19 protein-coding genes and 7 pseudogenes are annotated in these 25933 nt (G+C 69.7%); 9 read left to right on the top strand and 17 right to left on the bottom strand.

Annotation, left to right across the window (positions count from 1 at the left end; genetic code table 11):
* The 3 genes and pseudogenes from JF597_RS44620 to JF597_RS44610 all read left to right on the top strand — a co-directional run.
* Positions 1–340, top strand: a pseudogene (locus JF597_RS44620) (hypothetical protein); the annotation flags it as partial.
* A gap of 677 nt (positions 341–1017) precedes the next feature.
* Positions 1018–2040: a YhjD/YihY/BrkB family envelope integrity protein gene (locus JF597_RS44615; RefSeq protein WP_294010346.1), complete on the top strand. Its 1023-nt coding sequence runs from the start codon at positions 1018–1020 to the stop codon at positions 2038–2040.
* Positions 2041–2203: 163 nt separating this feature from the next.
* Positions 2204–2489 (top strand): annotated as a pseudogene (locus tag JF597_RS44610) (hypothetical protein); the annotation flags it as partial.
* Here the strand turns inward: JF597_RS44610 and JF597_RS44605 are convergent.
* From JF597_RS44605 to JF597_RS44585, 5 genes and pseudogenes are all read right to left on the bottom strand, one after another.
* Complete coding sequence (locus tag JF597_RS44605; protein ID WP_294010348.1) at positions 2482–3153, bottom strand: CbrC family protein; 672 nt, start codon at positions 3151–3153, stop codon at positions 2482–2484. The pseudogene JF597_RS44610 and the gene JF597_RS44605 sit on opposite strands and share 8 nt — an antisense overlap.
* A pseudogene (locus JF597_RS44600) lies at positions 3130–3265 on the bottom strand (IS5/IS1182 family transposase); the annotation flags it as partial. The pseudogene JF597_RS44600 and the gene JF597_RS44605, both read right to left, overlap by 24 nt.
* Before the next feature lie 131 nt (positions 3266–3396).
* On the bottom strand, positions 3397–3675 hold the full coding sequence (locus tag JF597_RS44595) for a GlsB/YeaQ/YmgE family stress response membrane protein (RefSeq protein ID WP_046731373.1): 279 nt from the start codon (positions 3673–3675) through the stop codon (positions 3397–3399).
* Positions 3676–3984: 309 nt separating this feature from the next.
* Positions 3985–5235 carry a protein translocase subunit SecD gene (gene secD / locus JF597_RS44590; RefSeq protein ID WP_294010342.1) on the bottom strand — a complete coding sequence of 417 codons (1251 nt, stop codon included), beginning with the start codon at positions 5233–5235 and terminating at the stop codon, positions 3985–3987.
* A gap of 700 nt (positions 5236–5935) precedes the next feature.
* Positions 5936–6461, bottom strand: a pseudogene (locus tag JF597_RS44585) (response regulator transcription factor).
* A 385-nt stretch (positions 6462–6846) separates the two neighbouring features.
* Here JF597_RS44585 and JF597_RS44580 point away from each other — a divergent pair.
* Positions 6847–7317: a glycoside hydrolase family 2 TIM barrel-domain containing protein gene (locus tag JF597_RS44580; RefSeq protein ID WP_294010340.1), complete on the top strand. Its 471-nt coding sequence runs from the start codon at positions 6847–6849 to the stop codon at positions 7315–7317.
* A gap of 173 nt (positions 7318–7490) precedes the next feature.
* On the opposite strand, the gene JF597_RS44575 is transcribed toward JF597_RS44580, so the two are convergent.
* Complete coding sequence (locus JF597_RS44575) at positions 7491–9446, bottom strand: fibronectin type III domain-containing protein (RefSeq protein WP_294010338.1); 1956 nt, start codon at positions 9444–9446, stop codon at positions 7491–7493.
* Positions 9447–10116: 670 nt separating this feature from the next.
* On the opposite strand from JF597_RS44575, the gene JF597_RS44570 reads away from it, so the two are divergent.
* Complete coding sequence (locus tag JF597_RS44570; RefSeq protein ID WP_294010336.1) at positions 10117–10554, top strand: hypothetical protein; 438 nt, start codon at positions 10117–10119, stop codon at positions 10552–10554.
* A 160-nt stretch (positions 10555–10714) separates the two neighbouring features.
* Entirely contained in the window at positions 10715–11137 is a 423-nt protein-coding gene (locus JF597_RS44565; RefSeq protein WP_366916532.1) for an SsgA family sporulation/cell division regulator, read from the top strand.
* Between the two features lie 41 nt (positions 11138–11178).
* On the opposite strand, the gene JF597_RS44560 is transcribed toward JF597_RS44565, so the two are convergent.
* The 3 genes and pseudogenes from JF597_RS44560 to JF597_RS44550 all read right to left on the bottom strand — a co-directional run.
* On the bottom strand, positions 11179–11862 hold the full coding sequence (locus JF597_RS44560; protein ID WP_294010331.1) for a TetR/AcrR family transcriptional regulator: 684 nt from the start codon (positions 11860–11862) through the stop codon (positions 11179–11181).
* 789 nt (positions 11863–12651) lie between these two features.
* Positions 12652–12948, bottom strand: coding sequence for a hypothetical protein (locus JF597_RS44555; protein WP_294010329.1), 297 nt, complete (start codon positions 12946–12948; stop codon positions 12652–12654).
* A gap of 112 nt (positions 12949–13060) precedes the next feature.
* A pseudogene (locus tag JF597_RS44550) lies at positions 13061–13192 on the bottom strand (gfo/Idh/MocA family oxidoreductase); the annotation flags it as partial.
* Positions 13193–13452: 260 nt separating this feature from the next.
* On the opposite strand from JF597_RS44550, the gene JF597_RS44545 reads away from it, so the two are divergent.
* Entirely contained in the window at positions 13453–13911 is a 459-nt protein-coding gene (locus tag JF597_RS44545; RefSeq protein WP_294010327.1) for an LLM class flavin-dependent oxidoreductase, read from the top strand.
* A 43-nt stretch (positions 13912–13954) separates the two neighbouring features.
* On the opposite strand, the gene JF597_RS44540 is transcribed toward JF597_RS44545, so the two are convergent.
* Positions 13955–15694, bottom strand: a complete 1740-nt coding sequence (locus JF597_RS44540) for a pyruvate dehydrogenase (protein WP_294010325.1) — start codon at positions 15692–15694, stop codon at positions 13955–13957.
* A 125-nt stretch (positions 15695–15819) separates the two neighbouring features.
* Here JF597_RS44540 and JF597_RS44535 point away from each other — a divergent pair, with 125 nt between their 5' ends.
* On the top strand, positions 15820–16776 hold the full coding sequence (locus tag JF597_RS44535; protein WP_294010323.1) for a D-2-hydroxyacid dehydrogenase family protein: 957 nt from the start codon (positions 15820–15822) through the stop codon (positions 16774–16776).
* Positions 16777–16849: 73 nt separating this feature from the next.
* Here JF597_RS44535 and JF597_RS44530 read toward each other — a convergent pair whose 3' ends face one another.
* From JF597_RS44530 to JF597_RS44510, 5 genes and pseudogenes are all read right to left on the bottom strand, one after another.
* Positions 16850–18100, bottom strand: coding sequence for an acyl-CoA reductase (locus JF597_RS44530; protein ID WP_294010320.1), 1251 nt, complete (start codon positions 18098–18100; stop codon positions 16850–16852).
* A gap of 157 nt (positions 18101–18257) precedes the next feature.
* Entirely contained in the window at positions 18258–19601 is a 1344-nt protein-coding gene (locus JF597_RS44525; protein ID WP_294010318.1) for a hypothetical protein, read from the bottom strand.
* A gap of 10 nt (positions 19602–19611) precedes the next feature.
* Positions 19612–20322, bottom strand: coding sequence for an ABC transporter ATP-binding protein (locus JF597_RS44520; protein ID WP_294010316.1), 711 nt, complete (start codon positions 20320–20322; stop codon positions 19612–19614).
* A gap of 16 nt (positions 20323–20338) precedes the next feature.
* Entirely contained in the window at positions 20339–20848 is a 510-nt protein-coding gene (locus JF597_RS44515) for a hypothetical protein (RefSeq protein ID WP_294010350.1), read from the bottom strand.
* A 115-nt stretch (positions 20849–20963) separates the two neighbouring features.
* Positions 20964–21440: pseudogene (locus JF597_RS44510) on the bottom strand (ABC transporter substrate-binding protein); the annotation flags it as partial.
* A gap of 269 nt (positions 21441–21709) precedes the next feature.
* Here JF597_RS44510 and JF597_RS44505 point away from each other — a divergent pair.
* Positions 21710–24409, top strand: a complete 2700-nt coding sequence (locus tag JF597_RS44505; RefSeq protein WP_294010314.1) for a branched-chain amino acid ABC transporter permease/ATP-binding protein — start codon at positions 21710–21712, stop codon at positions 24407–24409.
* Positions 24410–24430: 21 nt separating this feature from the next.
* Here the strand turns inward: JF597_RS44505 and JF597_RS44500 are convergent, their stop codons facing one another.
* Together JF597_RS44500 and JF597_RS44495 are read right to left on the bottom strand one after the other, a co-directional pair.
* Complete coding sequence (locus JF597_RS44500) at positions 24431–25225, bottom strand: glucose 1-dehydrogenase (RefSeq protein WP_294010312.1); 795 nt, start codon at positions 25223–25225, stop codon at positions 24431–24433.
* 16 nt (positions 25226–25241) lie between these two features.
* Positions 25242–25933: pseudogene (locus tag JF597_RS44495) on the bottom strand (acetyl-CoA acetyltransferase); the annotation flags it as partial.

The following is a 25933-nucleotide window of genomic DNA, read 5'->3' as shown; positions in this document are numbered from 1 at the left end:
CGGCGGTCCGGTACATCCGAACCGCACGCTCACGCAACTCCAGCGGGTACTTCCTCGGGGCAGGCATCGTCTGGGCTCCTCTCGTGAGACCCATCTGACCCCCTGTCACCCATCCCCGCATCTCGGGGGAACCTCACTCCTGCGTTACCTGCGCGAGCTGTACCTGAAAGCCCAGGCTGTCAACGTCCACTGGCTCCTGCTCGGCCAGCTCGCGCAGGCCGTACGCGACCCGGGCCTGCTCGACGAAGTCACCGCCCTCCACAAGGAAACCCTCACCCAGATCAAAAGGCTCAAGACCCGGCTCAAGGACATCCCCCAGGTCCTCGCCACCGGTGGCTGACTGCCTGTTTCCAGACCTTCCATGTCAGAACATCCCCCAGGGCACAGTCGCACACCAGCCAGTCGAAGTTCCAGCGGCCGCGACGAGCCAGGCAGCGCGGCCCGCTGGAAGCCGAGTCTGGTCTGCCGGTGCCGGCGGGTGAGCAAGTCGAGGACGTTCTCCGCGCCCAGCACCCGCGCCACCCGCGCCACCCGCAGCGACACGACGGGACCTTTCGACGCGACCTTGGCCGTCGCGTTCAGCGCCGCGTAGCGGCAGCAGGAACGGGCGTGCGCGTTTCCGGGTGCGGCGGACGGAGACTCAGCCAACGAGGGACGAACGCGGACGAACGCGCAAGGGCTCCGCACCGCGACACCGACCGGCCGAGGCCGGCCCTCCCGAGCAGAGGCGGTGGCGACAGCGATGACGTGGAAAAGGCGCGGGAAGAGGAAGAAGAGAAGCACGGAGACCGTTCGCCTGGAGCTGTGTGACGTGCGCGCGGCCGTTTTCCAAGCAGGCGAAGCGGCGCTTGGACATGTGCCCGAGGAACTCCGCGCCGCGAAAATCACCCGCGCCCTGACAGCCGGGCCGTCGGTCCGCTCCCTCTCCGAGCTAACCTTCCGAACCGGTCTACACCAACCGGACCCCAGGCGTGCCTTCGCCTGGCCCAACGGACGCCTCGGGCCCCGGGCCACGCCATGACCGCCGCGGAATTCCTCGCTCGCGTGGACAGCTACCAGCGACGCCACCGCTGGGTCGGGCTGCCGCTCGCCGTCCTGTACAAGTTCTACGACGACCAGGCGCTGTACCTCGCCGCACTGCTCACCTACTACGGCTTCCTGTCGCTCTTCCCTCTGCTGCTCATCCTGGTCGTCGTCCTCAGCACGTTCCTCAGCCACGATGCCGCCCTGCGCCAGCGCGTCCTGCACTCGGCCCTGAACGAGTTCCCGGTCATCGGCAACCAGCTGGGCGAGAACATCCACTCCTTCCACGGCAGTGGTCCCGTACTGGCCGCCGGCATCGCGGGCTGTGTCTACGGCTCCCTGGGCGTGGCCCAGGCCGCCCAGTACGCCCTCAACAAGATCTGGGCGGTCCCACGCCATGCCCGGCCCGATCCGTTCCGCTCGCGGCTCAAGGGCCTCGTGTTCCTGCTGGTGCTCGCGCTCGCACTGGGTGCCTTCACCGTGCTGTCGGTTGCGGCCTCCCAGACGTCCGTGTTCGGTGTGCGGCTGCGGGGCGGAGCCTCGTTCGCCGCCACGGCCGGGTCGGTGTGTCTCAGCACCGGTCTCCTGCTGGTGAGTTACCGGCTGCTGACGCAGCGGGCACTGCCCCTGCGCCGACTGGTCGGCGTCTCGGTGGGCGGTGCCTGTGCCTGGCAAGCGCTGCAGTGGGTGGGTACCTACTACGTCAGCCACGTCCTGCGTGGGGCGACGGCCACCTACGGCATGTTCGGCATCGTCCTCGGCCTGCTCGCCTGGCTCTACGTAGGAGCGCTGATCTTCCTCACCGCGGCGGAGGCCGGGGCGGTGCGCGTCATGCGGCTGTGGCCGCGCAGCCTGCTGTCACCGTTCACCGAGCGGGTCCACCTGAGCGCCGCGGACCGGCGTGCCTACCGGTCGTACGTCGCCACTGAAGCCTTCAAGGGCTTTCAGAAGATCCACGTCCATTTCGACCGGCCCCCGAAGCCATTGCACGAGGAACCACCCGACGAGAGCCGGTGAGCCCCGGCCGGGTCATCCTGACGGAGGTGGCCCGGGTTTTGTGCCCGGGGCGCCGAGGCAACCGCAGCGGACCACTCTCCCGCCCCGGCTCAGGAGGGAAACCCCAAAGTCGCCGACAATGTCATCAGACGCATGCGGTGGATGACTCTGGCCAGCGCGCACGTTCCGCCTGCGCGAGCAGATTCTCAGCTGGAACCAAGCCGAAGCTCGGCGACTCCGCCGCGGCCGACCGCTGGACCTGGCTCGTCCTGGCCAGACACGCGCAACTCCGCCTCGGTCGCACCCTCGGCTCGAAGAACGAGCGACCCGCCACCCGCTACGACGTTGGACGCGTGCTCGCCACCGGCGAGTCTTACACCCCGCCCCACCCACACAAGAAGGGAACGAAGCCTCGGCGAACGACCGACGATGGCCGTGATCACGGCACGAACTACACCGCTGTCAGCTGACGTCCCAAGATGCCAGGCTTGTGTTGCAGTGCAAGCAGCGGAACAGATAGGCGGTCGGGTCGCCAGTCCGGTCCAGGCCCTGCAAGAACTGTTCGGTCTCTGCCGGCGCCCAGCCGTAACGCTGGAGATCTTTACGGAGCATGGCGAGGGCCTCCGGGTGGGCCTCAAGCTCGCGATAGCCGGCAGGGCCGTGAAAGGCCGCGCCATCACCGCAGTGGTACAGCCACGACTCCTGCTGCCAACCGGCAAAGCCGGGACTGCGGCGGGTGATTTCCTCGACGACTGACAGAGGCACGTCGTCGGGGACGTCAACGGCATCGCTGAAGACCGCGGCCATGTCGGAGTCCTTATCGCCTCCGCCTGGGACGCTCAGGGCGCGTGACGCCGCCCCGGAGTGGATGCAGTGAAGGCAGAGGGAATCAGGTTGCCGACCGTAGACAGGTCCCTGATAGCGGATCTGCCGATCCATGCCACAGACACTGCAGACGTGGTCGGTGCGCAACGCGGACCCGGAAGCCAGCGGATCAGGGTGGTATCGAAAGGTCGGCTCTGCCACGGGACCACTATCCCAACCAGAAACGGACACCGTGGAGGTGGTAACCGCCTGCCGCAGCCGCGTTGTAGGGCAGCACCCCCCCCCGATGGCGAGCTTGTCCGTTCGCATGGCCAGGCGGCGCCGCTGCTGAGAACGGGTTGAGACACCGCTCGACGGTTTTGCGCTGTTTGTATGCCTCCGCGCCGAAGCTGGGTGGACGACCTCCGACCCGGCCCCGCCGGTCAGACCGAGGAACCGCCCCTGGCCGCCCACCACTTCTCCGGCGTGCTCCTTGGGCACACGCTGACGGCTCCCGTCCCGTGAACCGAGGAGGGAGCCGTTCAGGCCGCGTCGGCGTATGCCTTCGACGGGTTATGCGTGACGGTGCGAGTGCCGGTTACCGGTGACGAGGCGGTAGAGGACCAGCAGGATGAGGGAGCCGACGATGGCGGCAATCCAGGTGGACAGGTCGAAGAACCCGTCGATGGAGTCAACACCGAAGATCACCTTGCCGAGCCAGCCGCCGAGCAGGCCGCCGACGATGCCGATGAGCATGGTGACGATGATGCCGCCCGGGTCCTTGCCCGGCATCAAGGCCTTGGCGATGGCGCCGGCGAGCAGGCCGATGATGATCCACGCGATGATGCCCATGTTGCGTCTCGCTTCCTCGAAATAAGGGCTGTGTCAGCTCATCGTGTGCACCGATTCCACCCGAACAAACGTCTCAGCCGGGTCACGGCCACCCCGGCTCCTGGTTTCCGCAGCGGCACGCGCGAGAGCTTCTGGATCACGCGAACAGGCGGGTAACGGGTCTTGAGGCGAGGGTAAGTCCGTTGTCACGTTGTGAGGTTCCGCAGCTCACGCTCACCGGCGGCAGCCGCGCCGGGACGGCCGGCCATCAAGCCGAACTCGATGCCGCGTGGCGACATTCCCCTGCCCGGCGTGATGTCGGCACCCCGCTCATGCGCGTCTGTGCAGTTCGATGGCCAACGGTGTGGCCGTGAACATCGAGGAACAGGTGCCCACGGTCAGGCCGATGAGGAGGGCGAGGGCGAAGTCGGTCAAGGTGTCGCCGCCGAGTACGGTCAGGGCGGTGAGGATGGATGCGGCACCCATGCCGGTGTTGACGGTGCGGGGCAGGGTGCCGAGGAAGGCCTGGCCGGCAATGAGGGCGAAGTCCTCCTTGCGGTCGCGGCGGCCGAGTTCCCTGATCCGGTCGAAGACGACGACGCAGTCGTTGACCGAGTAGCCGATGACTGTCAGCAGCGCGGCCAGCACGAACCCGGCGAGGCCCGGCAGGGTGGGGGTGGCGCCGAGGGCGACGAGGGCGGCATAGGAGATGAGGCCGTAGCAGGCCAGTGCCACGGTCGCCAGGACTCCCATGATCCGGTAGACGGCGATGATGAACAGCGAGGTCATGGCGGTGCCGATGGCGGCGGCCCAGGCACTGGCCGTGATGGCGTGCGCGCCCAGGGTGGGGCCGACGGTGCGCTGCTCGACGGTCTCGACCGGTACCGGCAGGGCGCCGCCGTTGATGAGCAGTGCCAGTTCCTTGGCTTCGCTGTCGTCGAAGGTTCCGGCGATCTGGGTCGAGCCGCCGCCGATGCCCGACCGGCACGCGACGGAAGGGGCGACCTGTGGCGAGGAGGTGATCTTGTCGTCCAGGACGATGGCGACCCTTCGGCGTGGATCTCCGGCCTGGTGGCACGCTGCGTCGCCGGTCAGGCGGGCCCAGCCCGTTTCGCCCGTTTTCCTGAAGTCGACGTTGACGTGCCACCCGGCACCGCCCTGCCCGTCGAAGCCGGCGACCGCCTTCTTGACGTCCTTGCCGGTCAGCGAGGCGGTCTTGAGGCGCAGCCGGCCGGTCTCGTCGGCGATCACTGATTCACGGGGCCGTTCGGGCAGCGGGTCGCGGCGCTCGCCGACGTCGGTCGCCGGGCCGAGTACCTGGTGGAAGCTGAGCCGGGCAGTGCGGCCGAGGACGTCGGCCGCCTTCCGGGGATCCTGCAGACCGGGCAGTTCGACGACGATCCGGTCGCTGCCGGAGCGCGCGATGGTGGGCTCTGTGACACCGAGCGCGTCGATGCGGCCGCGCAGCACCTCCACTGTCCGGTCCGTCGCCCCTCCGCCGGCATCGGCGTCGTCGGTGGGGCGGGTTTCCAGCACGATCTGGGTACCGCCCCGCAGATCGAGTCCGAGATGGACGGGCATGGTGAGCGCGACGTACAGGGACAGAAGAACGACGGTGAGGGCGATCAGGCCTCTGACCTGCGGAGATCGAATATGTAGTGATCGAGTGTGCAGGGACCGGGTGTGCGGAGATCGGGTGTGCGGGGATCGGTTCACAGTGGGCTCCGGCAGGCACACCGTGGCCAGGACCGTGGCTACGGTTCGGGAAGGGAAAGGGAAAGGTTCAGATGCCGGAGGGCAAGAGGGGTGCCCGGTCCGCGTGACGGTGTGCCGGTTGCTGCGCTGCGAGATGGCCCGCCGCCGAAGCCGGGCGGTGCGCGGACCGGGGAAGCCGGATCCCTGTGCTGTGTGACACGTCCTGGGCGGGGACGGGTGGAACATGACGGTCGCTGATGGCGTCCCGATGGCTGCGGACCGCAGCCGGGGAGACGTCCGCGTCCGCGGGGCTCACGAGTTCCGCCTGAGGCTCGCCGCAACGCGCGGGACCGGCGGCCGACTCGACGCCGACGGCGAGAGCCCTGCCGCCTGGTACCGGGGGTGCTCGGCACCGGAGGCAGACGGGCTGAACAGCAGAACGAGGACGGCGAGTAGGACGACCGGCACCGCTGCAGGGCCCGAGCCGCGGGTGCGCGCAACGGTGTGCGCGAAGCGGGCCATTCCCTCCCCCTCCTGGGCAGCCGGAGCCCTGCGGCTTGTCGGCGGACTCGGGCTTCGACCGGCTTCAGGCCTCGACGAGGCCGGCCCGGATCGCGTAGCGGGTGAGTTCCAGCCGGTCACGCAGGCCGAGCTTGCGCAGCACGTTCTCCCGGTGACGGTGGACGGTCTTGATGCTGATGAAGAGCATCTCCGCGATCTCCTGTGAAGGGCTCGTCCCGCATGGCGGCCCGGCAGGCGGCCACCAGATCGAGGTCCGCCACGGACTTCAGCACGTATCCGCTGGCGCCGGCCTTCAGCGCCTGGAAGAAGTACTGCTCGTTGTCGTGCATCGTCAGCATCAGCACGCGCACGCCGGGCTTCAGCGCGAGGAGTTCCCGGGTGGCCTGCAGGCCGGTCATCCGGGGCATGGCGATGTCCATCACCGCCAGGTCGATGTCATGGGTGCGGGCCAGTTCCATAGCCTCCGCGCCGTCCCCGGCCTCCGCGCCGTCCCCGGCCTCGGCGACGACCTCGAGGTCCGGCTCCCGGTCGGGAATGAGCCGCACTCCACGACGTACGAGAGCGTGGTCGTCGGCGAGGAGCACACTCATCGCCCTGCCGAGGCAGTGGGCCGTCGAAAGGGCGCTGGGCCCGCGGATGCCCTCTGCATACCAACGGCACGAGCCGCCCACCTCGGGACACACGGTAGGGCGGCTCGACGGTTTCTACTCGGTGCACCGGCTCGCCGGACGGCGCCGGCCGTTCTTCGCTGCCGCTGCACCCGGCGCCGCCGGCCCGATCCCCCGGTCATCGCTTTCGGCTCCTACGACCGGATCGTCGGCCGTCCCCGACGTTCAGGTTTCGGGTGGACGGCCAGCCTGACCGGCGAGGGGGCGCCGGGGCATCGTGCGCGTGCTCGCAATCCCGCTTGGTGTCCCTGCACGAGCCGACGCGCCCTTGTCCTCCTCCAGGAGGACGAGCGATTACGGCCCCGGGATGACTCCGCGCCCTGCACGGACCGGCAGCCTTGCCCACCGCACCTTCGACGTGTGGACGTCCGCGAAGAGCGGCTTCGACTACAGCCTGCACTTCCCCGAGTGGTGGGAGCGCGACGTCGAGGCGATGGTCGCCAAGGACTACAACCACCCCAGCGTCACCATGTACTCGATCGGCAACGAGTTCCCCGAGGCGGGCTCGGCGACCGGTGCCGCCTGGGGCCGCAAGCTCACCGAAAAGGTCCGCTCCCTCGGCACCACCCGCTACGTCGCCAATGCCGTCAACGGTTTTCTCGCCGTCATGTCCGAGCTGGCCGCGCTGCGGGGACAGCAGAGCCAGGACTCGGAGGCGGGCGGGGGAATCAACTCCCGGATGGCCGACGTGGGCGACATGATCAGCTACGTCAGCGCCTCCGACCTGGTCACCCAGCGCACCGCGAGTCCTTCGCCGTCCCGGACGTGGCCGGCATGAACTACGCCGAGGCCCGCTACGCCCTCGACCGCGAGCTGTTCCCGAGCCGGATCATCCATCGAGGCGAGGACCGCTCAGGGGTTCAGCACCGCGCTCCTGACGGGAGCGGCGGGCGCCTCGTTGTGAAGAGGCGCCCGCCGCGCCGGTCGTCCGCCGGGCCGGAGTCCTTCGCGTCAGGCCGGCTGCCAGGAGAGGATCGCCTGGTACTGCGACTCGATGCCGCCCGCCGCGATGATGCTCGACGGGACGCCGGACGCTCCGGTGATGGCGTGGTTGTTCCGGATCACGACGTTCTTGTTGTCGTAGTCGGCGGGACCGTTCGGCCAGTAGTTGCCCTCGATGTCCGTGGGGTCGTAGGTACCGTCGCCCGCGGTGTAGTTCACGTGTTTGCTGCCCCACGGTGAGACGTTGATGTTCCACACCGCGTTGCCGAGAACGGAAACGTAGGTGGCGCCGTTGTCGGTGTACAGGACGTGGCCGCCGGAGGTGTTGAGCTGGTCGTGGACCACGTTGCCGGTGACCTTCTCGCCGGTCGCCATCGAGGTTCCGGTGATGCCGTTGGTGTAGACGGCACCGCCGTCCCCGAGCAACGCCATGTGATCGTAAATCAGGTTGTCCGAGACCGTGTTGTTGTTCGAATAGTTCGGCTGCGCGGGCAGGCTCACCTTGTCGGGCCAGCCGCCCCAGCCGATGGAGATCGCGGTGTAGGGCACATGGTCGATCTGGTTGTGGGTGATGGTCGACGTCTCGATGTAGCCGGCGTCGATGGCGACCCCGCCGTGGTATTCGGCGGGGGTGTCGTAGAAGTGGCTGTCCTTCACCGTGATTGCGCTGGTGTGCTGTGCCGCACTGCTCGGCTGCGGGATGTCCACGCCCCCCAGGTCGAGACCGTTGCCGGAGATGTCGGTGAACACGCAGGCAGTCACCGTGTCGCCCTGCGAACCGTTGCCGAGGTCCAGCCCGGCTCCACCGAGGTGGACGAAGTAGTCGTGGTCGAAGTGAATGCTCTTGTCGTAGGTGAACCGCACCGCGCCGGGCATCTTCGTCCAGTTGCCGTAGGGGCAGGTACCGCCCGGCACGAACTGGCACAGTCCCTGGGTGGCATAGCCCGTCGTCCCGGTGACCTGGTACGTCGCCTGGATCTCGGAGAAGCCCGTGCCGGTGTTGGAGGTCGTGTAGTTGGCGTAGCTGAACTGGATGCCCTGGAAGCCGACGTGACTGGGCTCGTCCGAGGCACTGCCGGAGGTCGCCACCAGCGTGTCGAGCGAGGGTGCTTCGACGTCCGCGGCGGTCAGGTCCTCCCCGGAGCGCGGAATGTAGTAGAACCGGTGCTCGCTCCTGTCCAGGTAGAACTCCCCGGGTTTGTCGAGGAGTTCGTAGGCGTTCTCCACCGCCGTCGGTGCCTCGGTGATCGACTTGCGGCCGACCAGGTTGTAGGTGCGGCCCGAGTCGTCGGTGCGCATGACGCGCTGGGTGGAGTTGTTCCAGCAGGGCTGGGCCATGGTGATGGCGGTGCTGGTGACCGAGGCGACCGGACAGCGCGGCTCGGTCCACAGCCCGAGTCCACCCCGGTAGACGAACTCGATCGCCGACGGATTGCGCCAGCCGGCCAACGGGTCACCGGAGGCTGTGGTGTATCCGGTCGCCGTCTGCTTCACCGACACGGGCAGGGTGCCGGTCGCACGCTGGGCGCGCGCACCGTCCACGTACAGCTGCCGGGTGTCCAGGCCACTGGGGGCGGGGGCGGACCAGATGCTGCTGCCGGTGCTGGTCCGTGCCCAGCCGGTGATCCGGACACCACCACTGATGACCGGGGACTGTCCGGACGCCGCCTTCCACCAGACGGTGCCCGCCGAACCGCCGCCCGAGTCCGCGGCGGTGAAGGTGAGCGTCTTGCTCAGCCGGTAGACGCCACCGGCCAACGTCACGGTGATCGGCCCGGACGTTGATTTGTCGATCGCCCGGACCGCTGTCTGCGCCTTGGTCAGCGTACGGAAGGGAGCATCGGCGCTGGTCCCCGGATTGCTGTCACTGCCGCTGGGCGAGACGAAGTACGTGACCGCGGCTGCCGCGTGTGCGGGCAGAGCCAGCGCTCCGAGGGACAGGAGCGTGCAGAGGAAGGCCGTCACGATCCGATAAGGCCCGATGAATAAGCGAACCATGTCGGCGGGTCTCGTGAGACGCGCCAGCTGTCTTGTGGGAAACATGCAGGCAAAGTAGGAGAGCGACGGTGAGAGGTCAATGCCGAGGACGACGAAACATCGGATCAATCGTCCTCGCCCAGTCTGCTCCTCGTAACCGCGCTCGGTGCGTTGCGCGTGCGGCAGCAGTTGCTCCGGTGTGCTCGCCCGCCGTTCGGCCGCCGCGATCAGCCCGTCCAGTTCCCGCTCGTCGAGGCGGCCGCCCGCCCCTGCCCACCCGCCGCTCGTGCGACGTCCCGGCCGCTCCGCGACGCCGGCCGCCCCTGACTTGTGACGGCGATCCGGCAATTCGAAGTTCCGCCTGATGGACAGCAAGCGGCACACGATCCCCGGCGATATCGACTGGCTCACCGACCTTCTCCACCGGCGCACAGCTCGCGCTCCCCCGCTTTCTCAAGAGGGCGCGAACTTTGCCGATCACCCTTTCCCGTAATTCCTTGTGAGCAGCCTCACCTACAAGGTGGCAAATCATGAGGGGGGCCTCATGTACGCTGATCGAGTCAAGATGAGGGGCCCCTCCGGTTGGGATGGGTTCCGGTTCACGGAAAAGACCCGCCGACTGGATGGCGGGATAGCAGACACTCGCAAGGGGATAACAATGAAGAAGTTCGTCAAGCGAGTCTCGGTCGCTCTCGCTTCCGTCACGATCGCGGGCGTGGCAGTGATCGGCGCCGGGGGCGCAGCGTCGGCGGCGACTTCGGAGTCCATCGGGCACGCCACGTCCGCGCAGGCCGGACTCCAGACCCTCGGGGGTGCTGCCCACCACCGCGGTTATCTTGCGGACCGGGACGACGGCCACGGCGGAAGCCGTAACGGCTACTCGGACGACGACCACCGCGGCCACGACGACCGGAACTTGTACGCGGACCAGGGTCACCGTGATGACCGGCGGGCCCGGCACCACCAAGGGCAAGTCAGCTGGGACGGCCGCGACCTGTACCGGTGGGACGACGGACGGTGGATCGACGTGACGGTCTACCGCCACGGGGCGCTCGACCGCTGGTACGTGGACCAGGTGCTCGCATTCGAGCGCTGACGGTCCGGCTCATCGGTTCCGGTACGGAGGCGCGACAACTCGGGTCGCGCCTCCGTGCCGTCGAGTGACGGGCAACATTCGCACAGGGACAGGCTTGCCCTTCTCCTGTTCGTCTGAGGAATGACCACGAAGGGCGACAGCGCGTCGAAAGTGAAGGATCATGGAATCAATCAGAACCGTGGATTCCGAGCTGTCTGTGCGGCTCGACCCGTCTGCTGCGGAACCCATACCGCTTTCCATGAAACTGCAATACGCGACCCACGACCCCTATGCCGTCCACGCTGCCTTTTATCCCGCGGGGCCCGGCGGAACCGTGAAGTGGATTTTCAGTCGCGACGTGCTGATCGAGGCCCTGACCCGCCCTGCCGGTCAGGGCGACGTGCGGATGTGGCCGACCGTCAGCCTTGGCCGGGATGTGCTGTACATCGCCCTCAGTTCACCTGGGGGCGCCGCCTTGTTCGAGGCGTTCCTGCCGGAGGTGGAGTCCTTCTTGCTTCGAACCCTGTCCGTGGTGCCGCTGGGAACCGAATCCGAGCGGCTTGACATGGACACTGAGCTGGCACATCTCCTGGCGGAGAGCTGAGCAGATCCGACGTCATGACCGGCGGACCGCCCCGCACCGAGTCAGCAGCTGGGCTCCCCGCACTCGAGCGCGGCAATGCCCTGGTCGACCTGCTGAGGACTGAGCGGGGGCTCGGGCAGTTCGTGGGCGGTGTCGGCGCGGAAGGCGTCGAGCATCAGGTGGAGATGACGCCGCCAGGCGCGGGGCGCGATCGTGCGAGTCGCCTGGATGATGCCCTCCAGGGACCACACGACGAAGACGAGGTCCTCTCTGGTGACATCGGCGCGTACGGCACCTTGCCGCTGAGCCCTGTGAAGGATCGTGGAGGCCAGTTCCTTGACGCGTTCGTTCATCTGCCCGCTGACGCTGTGCGCGGGCAGCCGTGCTGCGGCCAAGGCGTTGAAGGCCCTGTCGCACGCCTGCAGTTCGCAGAACCGCTCCATGAAGGAGCAGAACCCCTCCCAGGCGTCGTCCATGACGGCCGACTCTTCGGCGACGTTCAACAGATCGGTGAACTTCTCGGCGAAGAGCTCATCGACCAGAGCGAGCCGGGTGGGAAAGTGCCGGTACAGCGTTCCGATCGCGATGCCCGCCTGGCGGGCCACTCCCTCCAGGGAGGCCTCCAGCCCCTCCTCGGCAAAGGCCACACGTGCCGCCGCCAGGATCGCCTCACGGTTGCGCAGGGCGTCACGCCGTCGCGGCCTGGCCGGAGTCTCCTGCACGGGGGAAGCGGGCGCCTTGTCCATACATCCAGCCTAACATGAGGGCCCCCTCCAGATCGCTCGGCTGTCGGCCCTGCCAGTCATCCGTGGGCGACATGGCCCTCACGCTCGGAGGGCATGAAGCTTCAAGGCGTGTCCATGAAGTGTTTGTCGAAGTTGTCGGAGCGGCGGGAAGGCGAAGGCGGTTCGTCGGCCGCGTCGCGACGGTCGACGTGCCGCGACGATCGACGCGCGGAGGCCCGTGTCGGGGGCGGCGGTGCAGAGGGGCGGGCGCCGGCCGGTACGGTCGCCGCGGGCACGGAGGGTGGCCGCGCGGGAAGGCGAAGTGTGACCCGTCACCGGCGTATGGATGGACGTTGACATTCCCGCATTGTTGATGTGTCATCCTTTTTGAGGCTGGTTGAACGGGGGCAGCGCCCCAGCTACGAGAGTTCCTGCCACCACGACGCAAGGACTCGCCCCCATCCCCCACGAGGAACTCGCCGTGGCCCCACAGAGCGCGCGCAGCAGGCCATCGCCCCATGAACCGGATCCGCCCTCCGAGCGGCCACCGCGCACGCCCACCGCACGAAACACCATGCGTGGCTGGGCCACGGGAGTCGCGGTGACCGTCATCGTGTACGTCGCCCTGCTGACAATGACGGTCGGCGCCAGGTCGTCCTGGTGCTGCGACTAGCCGAACACAGAACGGCACACCTCCGCGGAGTCGGCCGGGCGGCCCACGCTTGTCGGCCGTGTGCGTGCCGCGGCGTTTACTACGGTTGTCAGTCCGCGCGGCCGGCGTGAACCCCGCGGGCCCGGCGCGAGCTCGGCCTACTCGCCCATCGGGACCAGCCGGTCGACGAGGATCCGCCAACTGTCGGACAGCCGTCGGGCGAGTGGGGCGGTGTCCACCGGCCCGTCCATGGACAGGTAGAGCAGGACGGGGCCTTCCAGGGCCGCGGTGAGCTGGAGCGGAAGGCGGTCCATGTCCTCGACGTCCACCTGGGCCCGGACCGGCAGCATGCGGATGTGGACCCTGGACATACTGGACTCGCCCGCGGGAACCGGTCGGCTCCGGTCGAGCGCGGCACGGGCGAGCATGTGACGGTCGAGCAGAAAAGCGATCACCGCTTCCTGACGGCCTCGCACACGCTGCTCCAGCGCGCACTCGCCTAGAAACGACCACACGCCAGGGCGCCGGCGGAGCCCGGCGACGCCGCGTCAGTTTCCCGCCCGGCCCGCCGGGACAGCGCACCCCGACGGCGGCGCGGGCCGCATCCAGCGTCGCCATGACAGCGAGGGTGCCGCCCAACGGGACCAACGGTGACTCGGTGGCGCCGGCGCGCACACAGCGGACCACCTCCAGGGCCTCGTCCGGAGTCCGGGACTAATCGCCAGGCGCGTCCAGCAAGGCTTGGTTGACACGTCAAGTACATCGCGCGATGATTCCAGGCGGGCGCTCACCGGATCGGTGCGGTGAGCGCGGCAGGATGAGCGCATGGCTGCCACGGAGGTGGGGGCTCGGCTCATACGGCGCGGCCCCTCACCGGCGGGCTGAGCGAGCACCTTGTCGACCCCGAGGTTCGACCCCGAACCGCGGGCCGCGACAACCGCTCACGAAAGGGCCCATCCATGTCTGATCTCGTCTTCGGTCTGGACACGTTCAGCGATGTGCCGGAGGACGACTCCGGCAAGCCGGTGTCCTACGCACAGGCCATCCGGCAGGTCGTCGACGAGGCCGTCCTCGCGGAGGAGACGGGCGTCGACGTCATCGCCCTCGGGGAACACCACCGCCCCGAGTTCGCGATCTCGACTCCGGAGACCGTGCTCGCCGGCATCGCCACCCGCACCCACCGCATCCGTCTGGCCTCGGGCGTGACGGTGCTGAGCTCGGACGATCCACTGCCCCCGGCGGTGGACATCGCCTCCGCCGTCGTACCCCCCGGCCACGGCCGGCCTGGTCTGATCATGATCGGCGCCTTGATCGAATACGGCCGCCGGAGGGAACTCCAGGCGCTCGTCGCGCCCGTGGTCCTGCTCGCGCTGGCCGTCTTCGTGGCCTGGGGCCGGTTCGGTCCGCACTCCTTCTGACAACAGCTCTTCGGTGGCGGCCGTCCGACTCTTACCCGAGGTGTCAGGGGCGGGGGATGTTGCGCAGGTTGGCGCGCGCCAGGTCGAGCATCCTGCCGACGCCGCCGTCGAGTACTGTCCGGCCCGCGGCGAAGGCGAACCCCTTGACCTGGGCGGCCGAGATGTGCGGAGGGATCGACAGCGCGTTGGGGTCGGTCACCAGGTCGACCAGGAACGGTCCGTCGTACGCGAGCGCCCGTTTGAGGCCCTCTACGACGTCCTCGGGCCGTTCGATGCGGATCGCCTCGATGCCCGCGCCGCGGGCGATCGCCGCGTAGTCCACCGGCCCGTGGTCGGTCTCGTGCTCGGGCAGCGCTTCGACCAGCATCTCCAGCTTCACCATGCCGAGCGAGGAGTTGTTGAAGACGATCGTCTTCACCGGCAGATCGTGCAGCTTCACCGTGAGCAACTCGCCCATCAGCATGCCCAGTCCACCGTCACCCGACATCGAGATCACCTGACGGCCGGGGTGGGCGAACTGCGCGCCGATGGCGTGCGGCAGCGCGTTGGCCATCGTGCCGTGCAGGAACGAACCGATCACCCGGCGCCGTCCGTTGGGGGTCACATAGCGCGCCGCCCACACGTTGGACATGCCGGTGTCCACGGTGAAGACCGTGTCGTCGGACGCGAGTTCGTCCAGAACCGAGGCCGCGTACTCGGGGTGGATCGGGGTGTGCCGCTCGACGTTGCTGGTGTACGCGCCCACCACCGTCTCCAGGGACTTGGCGTGCTTGTGCAGCATCCGGTCGAGATAGGAGCGGTCCCGCTTCGCCTCGGTCAACGGCAGCACGGCCCGCAGCGTCTCCCGGACGTCGCCGTGGACGCCGAGTTCCAGCACGGTACGACGGCCGAGACGCCCGGCGTCGTGGTCGATCTGCACGGTCCGCGCCTGCGGCAGGAAGTCGTTGTACGGGAAGTCGGTGCCCAGCAGGATCACGAGGTCGGCCTCGTGCATCGCGTCATAGCAGGCGCCGTAACCGAGCAGCCCGCTCATCCCGACGTCGTAGGGGTTGTCGAACTGGATCCACTCCTTGCCCCGCAGGGTGTGCCCGACGGGGGCGGCGGCCTTCTCGGCCAGCGCCATGACCTCGGCGTGCGCGTCGCGGACTCCGGCGCCGGCGAACAGCATCACCTTGCGCGCCGCGTTCAGCTTCTCGGCCAGTGACCTGACCTGGGCGTCCGGCGGCACGACCCGGCCTCGCTCGGTGACCAGGTCGCTGGTGCCGGTCGGGTGGGTGGCCTCGGCGTGTGCCACGTCGCCCGGTATGACGAGGACCGACACCGCGCTGTTGCCAAGCGCACGCTGCAGGGCGATCCGCAGCACCCGCGGCATCTGCTCCGGGGTGCCGATCATCTCGCAGTAGTCGCTGCACTCCGTGAACAGCCACTCCGGGTGGGTCTCCTGGAAGAACCCGGTGCCGATCTGGTGGGACGGGATGTGCGAGGCGAGCGCCAGCACGGGCGCACCGGAGCGGTGCGCGTCGTACAGCCCCTGGATCAGGTGCGTGTTCCCCGGGCCGCAGCTGCCGGCGCACACCGCGAGCTTCCCCGTCAGCTGCGCCTCGGCCGCCGCGGCGAAGGCGGCGGCCTCCTCGTTGCGTACGTGCACCCACTCGATGCCGTCGGTGCGGCGCACGGCGTCGACCACCGAGTTCAGGCTGTCACCCACCACGCCGTAGATCCGCTCCACGCCCGCCTGGCGCAGGATGTCCACCAGCTGCTGGGCCACGGTCAGGTTCCGCATCCGGGACTTCTCCCCTCGGGTCGCACACCCGTGTCGATGGTTCTTGACCACCAGAATATAGTTGATGGATCCACTAGAGAGTCAGGCTGTCTCATGCGTCCGACGCCGGTGACCTGGGAGCGGAAATGAAGGATCTGCGCATCGCGGTGCTCGACGACTACCAGAACGTGGCAAGGAGGTACGCCGACTGGGACTCTCTGGACGCCGAGGTCGAGGTGTTCCACCGAGCCTTGCCCGACGCGGACACGGTCGTCTCGGAGCTGGCCGGGTTCGATGTGGTGGTGGCGATGCGGGAGCGCACGCGTTTCCCCGCCGACGTGCTGCGCCGGCTCCCCCGCCTCCGGCTCCTGGTGACCACCGGACCGGTCAACGCCGCGATCGACGTTCCGGCCGCGGCTGCCCAGGGCATCGTGGTCTGCCGTACCGGATACCCCGACGCCGCCGGCACGGCGGAGCTCACCTGGGCGCTGATCCTCGCGGCGGTGAGGAACCTGCCGGCCGAGACGCGGCACGTCCGCGAGGGTGGCTGGCAGACGGGCGTGGGCACCATGCTGGCGGGGAAGACGCTCGGTCTGCTGGGCCTCGGCCGGCTCGGCTCGCGAGTCGCCAGGGTCGGGCAGGCGTTCGACATGGAGACCATCGCCTGGAGCCAGAACCTCACCGCCGGGAAGGCGGCCGAGCACGGCGTGCGGGCGGTGACCAAGGAACAACTGTTCACACGGTCCGACGTGGTGTCGATCCACCTGGTTCTCAGCGAGCGCAGCCGCGGCCTCGTCGGGGAGGCCGAACTGTCCTCGATGAAGCCCACCGCGCTGCTGGTCAACACCTCCCGGGGACCGATCGTCGACCAGGACGCCCTGGTCGACGCCCTGCGGCGACGGAAGATCGGCGCAGCGGCCCTCGACGTGTTCGACGCCGAGCCCCTGCCCGAGGAGCACCCTCTGCGGACCCTGGAGAACGCCCTCGTCACCCCGCACATCGGGTACGTGACGGAAGGCAACTACCAGGTCTTCTACCGGGATGCCGTCGAGAACATCGCCGCGTTCGTCGCCGGCGAGCCGATCCGCGTCCTCAGGAAGTGAGTCTCCGGTGGGGTTATCGCCAGGGCACAGCGACCGCACAGAGCCGTGCCGGGTCAGCGGTCGTGCCGGCTGATCACTCGTCGTTGACCCAGCGCATGAGCCGTTGCAGCGGATAGAAGCCGTCGTGGGAGAGGCCGGGCGGCATGCCACCCGCCTGGCCCAGGGACACCACGCGTTGCACCCCGGCGCAGGCGAGGGCGTCGCGCAGGTCAGGCTTGCGGGTGCCGGGGTAGACGCCGACGGTCTGGGTGGCGACTCCGGCGTGGGTGACCGCCTCGGAGAGGGCGGTGACGGGGACGACGTTGACGATTTTGCCGTCGGGGTGGAAGTCCACCGGCTCGGGAGAGCGGATGACCAGGCCCCGCCCGTCGTACCCGCCCCACACCCGGTACTCGGGTGCCAGGGAGCGCAGGACGTCGATCTCCTCGCGCAGGTCCGTGGGAACCCTCGGACCGCCCGCCGAGCTGAACTCCCGTGCGAGGCCCAGGCGTTCGCAGAGCAGGGCGGCGTACCGGTCGGCGTCGTCCACGGAGCCCTCGACGAACTGGAAGCGGCTGGCCACGCACGCCTGCTGGTTGAAGAACGTGGCGTCGGCGGCGCCCGCGTCGGCGGCCTCGGCGAGCGTCCGCGGGGACGCGAAGGCCTCCCGGCCGATCAGCGAGATGGAGGTCTTCGGATCGAAGGAGACCAGTTCGAACCCGGGACCGACATGGCGAAGCGCCCCGCGGATCGTCGCCTCGCCGCCCCAGGCGACCAGCTTGTCGAAGAACTGCGGGCGGAACAGGACGCTCTCCACCGCGTCGTCGCCGCCGCGCCAGTAGACGGCGGAGAACGACCGGACCACGGGGTGGCCGGGGGCCACCGCGGCCATGGTGCGCAGGATCGCGGTCGCGGTGAAGAGGTCGTTCGAGGGCAGCTTCAGCAGGTTGACGCCCTTCGTGAGGGCGCCGCGCACGACGGACATCGCCGCGACGCCGGGGGCGTTCCCAGCGATGACGTGCACCAGACGGGGCGGGAACGCACGCGTGGCCGCGATGCGGCCGCCGGGCAGCCGCACCTCGCGCCAGCCGTCGAGTACGTCCGCTCCGCCGAGTTCGTGATCGATCTGGGCGTACAGCCCGGGCGGGTGAAGCTGCGCCAGAGCGCGGCGTAGGCGCGTTGGAGCACCTCGCCGGGGAGCGGGCTGACGCGGACCATGCGGTCCAGGGCCTCGGCGAGGAGGCCGTCGCGGTCCGCCTTCAGGGCCTCGCCCGTCGCCACCAGCAGGTCCACGATCTCCGCCGTGGGCACGTGGAAGGCGGGTCCTGGTTCGGTGCGGGGCCACACGAGGCGGTCCAGGTCGAGTGCCGGTGCGGTGAAGGCGGTGCCGGGGCGGCCGTGGGTGTCGTGCGGGCCGTGGTCGGCCTCTCCGCGGACGATGTGCACGACCGGTAGCGGGTTGTCCGTCCCGGCTGAGGGTGCGCGGTGCGGTGTCGTGGCGGTCATTCGTGGATCATCCCCCGCACATAGGAGTCGAGCGTCGCCGCGCAGGTGATCTTGTCGTCGCCGCCGAGGTCGCCGTAGCGCCGGATGTCCGGCAGTACGGCCGGGCCCGGCCTGCCGCAGGCGCAGGGCGAGAAGTCGACGAAGACCCGGTCCCCGCTGATCAGTCCGCCCCAGCGGCCTTCCAGCGAGATGTCCAGGAATGCGAACCGGCCCTCGACGACGCCGTGTTCGGGGTTGAGCAGGGTCTCGCCCTCCTGGTCGAGGACGAGCGGTATCACCCACGGCGGAACGTGGTACGCGCCCTTCTCGCAGGCGGGGCAGGATCCCTGGAGCTCCGTCATGCCGTAGCTGCGCACCCGCCGCACGCCGTCGTAGAAGGCGGTGAACTGCTGCTGGTAGTCGTCGGGCAGGGCACGGCCCTTGTTGCCGCCGCCGCTGAGCACCAGGGTGTCCGGGTGCAGGCTGCCGTCCGGGACGCCCCGGGCGCGCAGGGCCTGGATGAGGGCGAACTGCTGATTGTTCATGCCGGCGATCAGGAGAGGTTCGTCCCGGTGCGCGGCGATGTCGTCGACGATCCGGGTGACGGCCGTGTCCAGTTCCTTCTGCCGGGACTCGGACGCGGTTTCGAAGGTGCTGATCTCCTGCGGGGTGGCGGTGCCCTCGGCCATCCGGCGGCGCAGCAGGGCGCTGCTCATCAGCTCCGACACCCGCAGCGGGCCCTCGGTGAGCAGCTGTGTCTCGCCGGGGCGCGCGAAGACCTCCGCGTGCCGGCGGAAGCCGTCGATGGAGCGCATCGGGCCGCTCGCCGGTGCGAGGAGGTAGCCGCGGCGGGTGGGTTTCGGCGGCAGGGGGTCGGGCCAGCAGGTGAGGTGTTCGAGGATGTCGTGCAGGAAACCCAGGTCGCTCGTGTCGCAGTTGAGGAAGGAGACCTTTCCCGAGGTGCCGCTGGTGATGTACGGACGGTGGCCGGCGGCCGTGATGCGTTCGGTCCACTCGTCGATGTCGCGGACGCCGTCCACGTCGACGTCACCTGGTTCGACCGCGGACACGGTCGTGTACCAGCGCAGCAGACGGTCCCAGCGGCCGGCGGTGATGAGGGAGACGGGGTACGACTTGTAGCTGGTGTGCGAGAAGAGGAGGGGGACGAGGTCGTCGAGGGCCGTGACCTCGCGGACGCCGGTCTCCTCCGCACGGGTGCGCAGCAGCGGGGTGCGCTCGCGGTGGGCGGCGAAGGCCTCCCGTGCGGCTTCGAGCTGCAACTCCCGGATGTCGTCGGTGGGTTGGTCGAACGTGTCGCCGGACAGAACCAGGGACCGGATCTGTTCGCGTGCGCTTGCCACAGCGGCCACCTCAATCAGTTGCGTGAATTGTCTTCTGAGCGAGATACGACGACTCGATCGCGTCCAGATCGGCGCGCAGGTCCTTCGGGGTGCCGGTCAGGGTGACGCGGCCGCGGTGCAGCACGTAGACGCGGTCCGCGATGCCCAGCACCTTGTGCACGTGCTGTTCCACCAGCAGCGCACCCAGGCCCCGGTCGGCGGCCTCGCGGACCGCGCGCAGCAGGCGGTCGACGACGAGCGGGGCGAGGCCGAGCGACAGTTCGTCCGCGAGGAGCAGCCTCGGGGCGCGGCCCAACGCGCGTGCCAGCGACAGCATCTGCTGCTCGCCACCGGACAGCATGCCCGCGCCGGTCTTCAGGCGCTTTCCCAGTTCGGGGAAGAGTGCGAGGGCCTGTTCGGTCGTCACTCGGCCGACCCGTAGGTTCTCCGCGGTGTCGAGGCGGGTGAAGACGGCCCGCTCACCGACGAACGCCAGGCCCTCGCGGGCGCGGCGGTGCAGGGGCGCGCGGCCGGGCTCGCCCAGCCAGCGCACCTCGCCGCCCATCGGGGCCAGGTCGCCCGACAGCGCCCGGAGCGTGGTGGTCTTGCCCGCGCCGTTGGCCCCGAGCAGGGCGACGACCTCGCCGGGACGCACCTCCAGGTCGAGGTCGCGGACGACGGGCCGGCTGCCGTATCCGGCGGTCAGTGCGCGGGCTTCGGCCAGGGGCTCGGTGTCGTGCACGGGCGTGCTCCTTCGGTCAGCCGGCCGTGGTGGCCGTCAGTACCTTGCGGACGTCGACGAAGGTCGATCCCGGCCTGGCCCACTCGATCTTCCCGTCGGTGATGGTCAGTTCGGTGGCGGTGGTGTTGTGGATGCGGTTCAGGCCCTTGATCGGCAGGGCGGTGGACACCTTCCAGGTCAGCGGCGGGGTCAGTCCGCCGGTGCTGATGCCCGACGCGGTGTTCAGCTCGCGTGCCAGGGCCTTCGCGGAGATCGCCGGCAGCTTCTCGGCGGCCTCGGTGAAGACCTTGAACGCGACCCAGGTCGTTTCGTTGGCGCCGTTGGTGGTGTCGATGTCCTTGTCGCCGGAGGCGGCCTCGGTGAAGTCGTGCCAGGCCTTGTCGGAGACCGGCGGGTAGTAGCCGGTGATGGCGGCGCCCTCCAGCGGGCTGCCGTTCCCGCCGGTGCTCGCGGCCAGCTCCGGGATGAGGTTGCCGACGACACTGGCGAGCTTCGTCTTCGCGCCGGACTGCACGTACGACTTCACGAACAGGTCGGAGTGCGTGCCCAGGATGACGCTGACAGCAGTCGCTGCCCTTGGTCGCGGCGGCGACCTGCGGGGCGAGGTCGGTGGCGGTGACCGGCACCTTGAGGTCCTTGGGCGGGGCGCCGCCGGCGGAGGTGACGCCGAGGGTGAGGAACTGCGAGACGATGGCGGCGGCCGCGAGGTCGTACCGTACGCCGGAGATCTTCTTGCAGCCCTGCTCGACCAGTTGCCGCCCGTGTGCCGCGAAGACCACCGGCGTGCCGCCGTTGACCGGGAACGACAGCGGGTTGGAGAACTCCGCCGCCGAGACGCCGGTCCCGCCGAGGTAGGGGATGCCGGCCTTCTGGAGAACGGGCATGTAGCGGTCGCCGGCGAGGCTGTAGGAGCCCACCACCGCGACGACCTTGTCGGCGACGGCCTGCTGGGCGCACTTCTCGGCCTCGTCGGGGTCGTTCTTCTCGTTGCAGGTGAGCACCTTCAGCGGGCCGCCCTTGATCCCGCCATGGGCGTTGATCCACTTCTCGTACGCCTGGGCGGTGAGCCGGACCCCGGGCTGGGCGCTGCCCTGGGTGTTCTCCGGCGCCCACACCATCACCTTGACCGGCGTGCCCTTCAGCGACGAGGTCTCGGCCGAGCTGTCGGATGCCTCTCCCCCGCAACCGGCGGCGAGCAGCGTTGCGGTGACCGCAAGACAGGTCGCTGCGGCCCGTCTGCTTCGGGGTGAGTCGTTCATGGTTCCTCCGCGGGACTCGTCGTCGAGTTGGCGAACAGCATGGGGTGCATTTTTGGGTTAGTGAAGTACTCTCGGCACAATTATTTAAATAAATACGCTGTCTAGCTGGTCTCCGGAAGGTTCCCCCGATGGACGACATCCTGCGTTTCGCCCTGCTCGGCCTGGGGCTCGGCGCCCTCTACGCCCTCACCGCGCACGGCATCGTGCTGGTCTACCGGGGCTCCGGTGTCCTGAACCTCGCGCACGGCGCTCTGGGGATGGCCGGGGCCTACGTGCAGTGGGAGCTGGCCGCCAACCGGGGGGTGCCGTACTGGCCGGCCGCCGCCTGCGGGGTGCTCGCCTCCGCCGTGCTCGGCGTGCTCACCCACCTGCTGGTGCTCCGGCCGCTGCGCCGGGCGTCCTCACTGGCCCGGCTGGTCGGCACCCTCGCGGTGTTCATCGTGCTGACCGCGGTCGCCGTCCAACGCTACGGTGACAGCCTCCAGTTGGTGCCGGGCAAGCTGCCCACCCGGCTGCTGACCGTCGCCGGCGCCACGGTCTCCGAGGACCGCGTCTGGCTGCTCGGCATCGCGGTCGCCGTCACCGGGCTCCTGCATCTGCTCTACCGCCGCACCCTGTTCGGCCTGGGCACCACGGCGGTCGCGGAGAACGAGCACGTCGCCGCCTCGCTCGGCTGGTCCCCGGACCTGATCGCCACGGGCAACTGGGCGCTGGGCTCGGCCCTCGCCGGCCTGACAGGCATCCTGATCGTGCCGGTCATCGGGCTGTCGGTCACCGGCCTGACCACGCTCCTGCTGAGCGCGCTGGCCGCCGCGCTGATCGGCAGGTTCTCCTCCTTTCCCGTCACCCTGGCCGGCGGCCTGGTCATCGGCGTCGTGCAGTCCGAACTGACCCGCTTCGGCACCGGTGTCACGGGGCTCGCCTCCTCAGTGCCCTTCCTCTTCATCGCGCTGGTGCTGGTCGCGCGCGGCCGGGCGCTGCCGCTGCGCGGCACGTTCGTGGACCGCCTGCCCGCGCTGGGCACCGGGCGGGTCCGGCCCGTGCCGCTGGCGCTCGCCGTCGGGGCCGGGCTGGTGCTGGTGAGCGTCTCGACTCCGCTGTGGGCCGACGCGATCACCAGCACCCTGGTGCTCTCGCTGATCCTCCTGTCGGTCATCGTGGTCACGGGGTACGCGGGGCAGGTCTCCCTCGCGGCCTACGCCCTCGCCGGCACCGGAGCGTTCATCGCGGGACACGCGGCGGCCGACTGGGGCTGGCCCTTCGAACTGGCCCTCCTCGCGGGCGTGCTGGGCACGGTGCCGATCGGCCTGCTGTTCGCGCTCCCGGCGGTCCGCACGCGAGGCGTCAACCTGGCGATCATCACGCTGGGCCTCGGCACCACGCTGGAGGCGATGGTCTTCCAGAACACGGATCTGACGACGACCCCCGGCAGTGAGGGCATCGCGGTGGGCGACCAGACCCTCTTCGGCGTCAGCATCTCCGGAGTCGATCACCCGCAGCGGTATGCCGCCGTGGTGCTCGTGCTGTTCGTCGTCGCCACTCTCCTCGTCGCCAACGTGCGGCGCGGCAGAACCGGCCGTCGGCTCGTCGCCGTGCGTGCGAACGAGCGGGCCGCCGCCGCCCTCGGCATCGACGTCCGCGCGGCCAAGCTGTACGCCTTCGGCCTGTCCTCGGCCATCGCCGCACTCGCCGGCGTGCTCACCGGCTTCCGCTCGACCTCGGTGGTCTTCTCCGACTTCCAGAGCTTCGACTCCATCACCGCCCTCGGCCTCGCCGTCATCGGCGGTGTCGGCTTCCTCGTGGGCCCGCTCTTCGGCGCCACGTTCGCCGCGGGCACGGTGGGGGCACGGTTCGGGGACTGGGTGCTGCCCGGGCTGAGCGAGTGGATGCCGCTGATCGGCGGGGTCGTCCTGGTCCTGACGCTGGTCGGGAACCAGGACGGCATCGGCAAGGAGGCCGGGCGGCGGACGGCGGGCGTGCGGCACAGGTTGTTCCCGAAGCGCGGCGGTACGGTGCCGCGGGAGACGGCGGAAGCGGTCACGCCGGAGGTCTCCCGCTGCACGCCGCTGCCCCTTCACGTCCGGGACCTGACCGTCCGTTACGGCGGTGTCGTCGCGGTCGACGGGCTGTCGCTGGACGTCGAGCCGGGGCGGGTCGTGGGGCTCATCGGGCCCAACGGCGCCGGCAAGACCTCCGCCATCGACGCCGTCACCGGCTTCACCCGGGCCGCCGGTGGCCGGGTGCGTCTCGGCGAGCGGGACGTGACCCGGGTGCCGGTGCACCGGCGGGCCTCGGCCGGGCTGAGCCGGTCCTTCCAGTCGCTGGAGCTGTTCGAGGACATGACGGTGCTGGACAACCTGTACGCGGCCTGCGACCGGCCCGGACGGTGGGCGTACCTCACGGACCTCGTCCGTCCCGGGAGTCGCCCGCTGCCGCCCCATGTACTTGTCGCGGTACGGGAGTTCGGCCTGCAGGACAGCCTGGACCGCCCGGTGGGCGACCTGTCGTACGGCGAGCGGCGGCTGCTGGCGATCGCCCGCGCGGTGGCGGCAGCGCCGTCCGTGCTGCTCCTGGACGAACCGGCCGCCGGGCTGTCGGACGACGAGACACGCGAACTGGCCCGCCTGGTACGGCGCCTGGCCGAGGACTGGGGCATGGGCGTGCTGCTCGTCGAGCACGACGTCGACATGGTCATGAGCGTCTGCGACCAGGTCGTGGTGCTGGACTTCGGGCGCCGCATCTGCGCGGGCACGCCGCAGGAGGTGCGCCGCGATCCGGCGGTGCGGGCGGCCTATCTGGGCGACCTGGAGCCGGAGGCGCTCGCGTGAGGGGCCCCTCCGGCGACGGCTTCAAACGTCCCGCAGGTCCGCGACGTAGGGCTGGTGGGACAGCAGTCCGCCGTCCACGCGCAGGGTGTGCCCTGTGATGAACGTGGACTCGTCACTGGCGAGGAAGACGACCGCCGCGGCGACGTCCTCCGGTAGACCCAGGCGCGGGGTGAGGTGATGGCGCAGCATCGCCTCGCGGATCGCGCCGTGCGCCGAACCGGCGCTCGCGGGCGTGACGATGAACCCGGGCGCGATGGCATTGCAGCGCACACCCTGCTTGCCGTACTGGGTGGCGACGTACTGCGTGAGGTTGACGATCGCGGCCTTCGAGGCGCCGTACGCGGGATTGCGGAGGTCGCCCGCGAGGCCGGCCCCGGACGACGTGTTGATGACCGAGCCGCCGCCGCGGGCGGTCATGTGCGGGACGGCGGCCTGGATCGCGACCATGGTGCCGCGCAGGTTGACGCGCATCGTCTCGTCCCACACCGCCGGATCCGCCTCGGCGACGGCGAGGTCCCGGCGGGCGGCCAGGTGGGTGGCCGCCGCGTTGTTGTGCAGGACGTCGAGGCCGCCGTACGTCTCCACCGCGGCCGCCACCATGGCCCGCACGCTGTCCACGTCCCCGAGGTCGACCGGGACCGCGGTCGCGGAGCCGCCGGCGGCGCGGATCTCCTCCGTCACCGCCTTCGCGCCGTCGAGGTTCAGGTCGGCGACCACCGTGTGCGCGCCCTCGGCCGCCATCCGACGTGCCGTGGCGGCGCCGATGCCCGACGCCGCCCCGGTCACGACGGCGACCTTGCCGTCGAGTCGTCCCATGCCCCGACCGCCTTTCCTACTCGCTGAGTTCGCTGCCGACGACGGACACGAAGGAGACGCATTCGCCGGGGCCGCCGCCGAGGTTGTGGGTGAGGGCGAGCGAGCGCCCCTCGGTGACGGACCGCACCGTGCGCTCCGGCGGCGCCTCGCCGCGCAGTTGCAGCCAGGCCTCGAACATCATGCGCAGGCCCGAGGCGCCGATGGGGTGGCCGAAGGCCTTCAGGCCGCCGTCCGGGTTGACCGACAGTGGGCCGTCCAGGTCGAATGAGCCGCTGGTGACGTCCTTCCAGGCCTGGCCGCGTTCGGAGAAGCCGAGGTCCTCCATCAATACCAGTTCCGTGGGCGTGAAGCAGTCGTGCACCTCGGCGAGCGCCAACTCGGCGCGCGGATCGGTGATGCCCGCCTGCCGATAGGCCTCCTGAGCGGAGGCGACGACCTCGGGGAAGGTGGTGAAGTCGTACTCCGGGTCGAGGAGCCCGTCAGCCGGACCGGCGACGAAGGACAGCGCCTTCACGAAGATCGGTTTGTCCGTGTACTTGTGGGCGTCCTCGGCGCGTACGACGATCGCGGCCGCCGAACCGTCCGAGACGCCCGAGCAGTCGAACACGCCGAGCATGCCCGCGACGATCGGCGCCGACCTGATGCGTTCCAGCGGCACCTTCTTGCGAAACTGGGCACGGGGGTAGCGGGCGCCGTTGCCGTGGTTCT

This window comes from Streptomyces sp., assembly GCF_019510245.1.
GTDB lineage: Bacteria > Actinomycetota > Actinomycetes > Streptomycetales > Streptomycetaceae > Streptomyces.
This window is presented reverse-complemented; position numbering and strand designations above follow the sequence as displayed.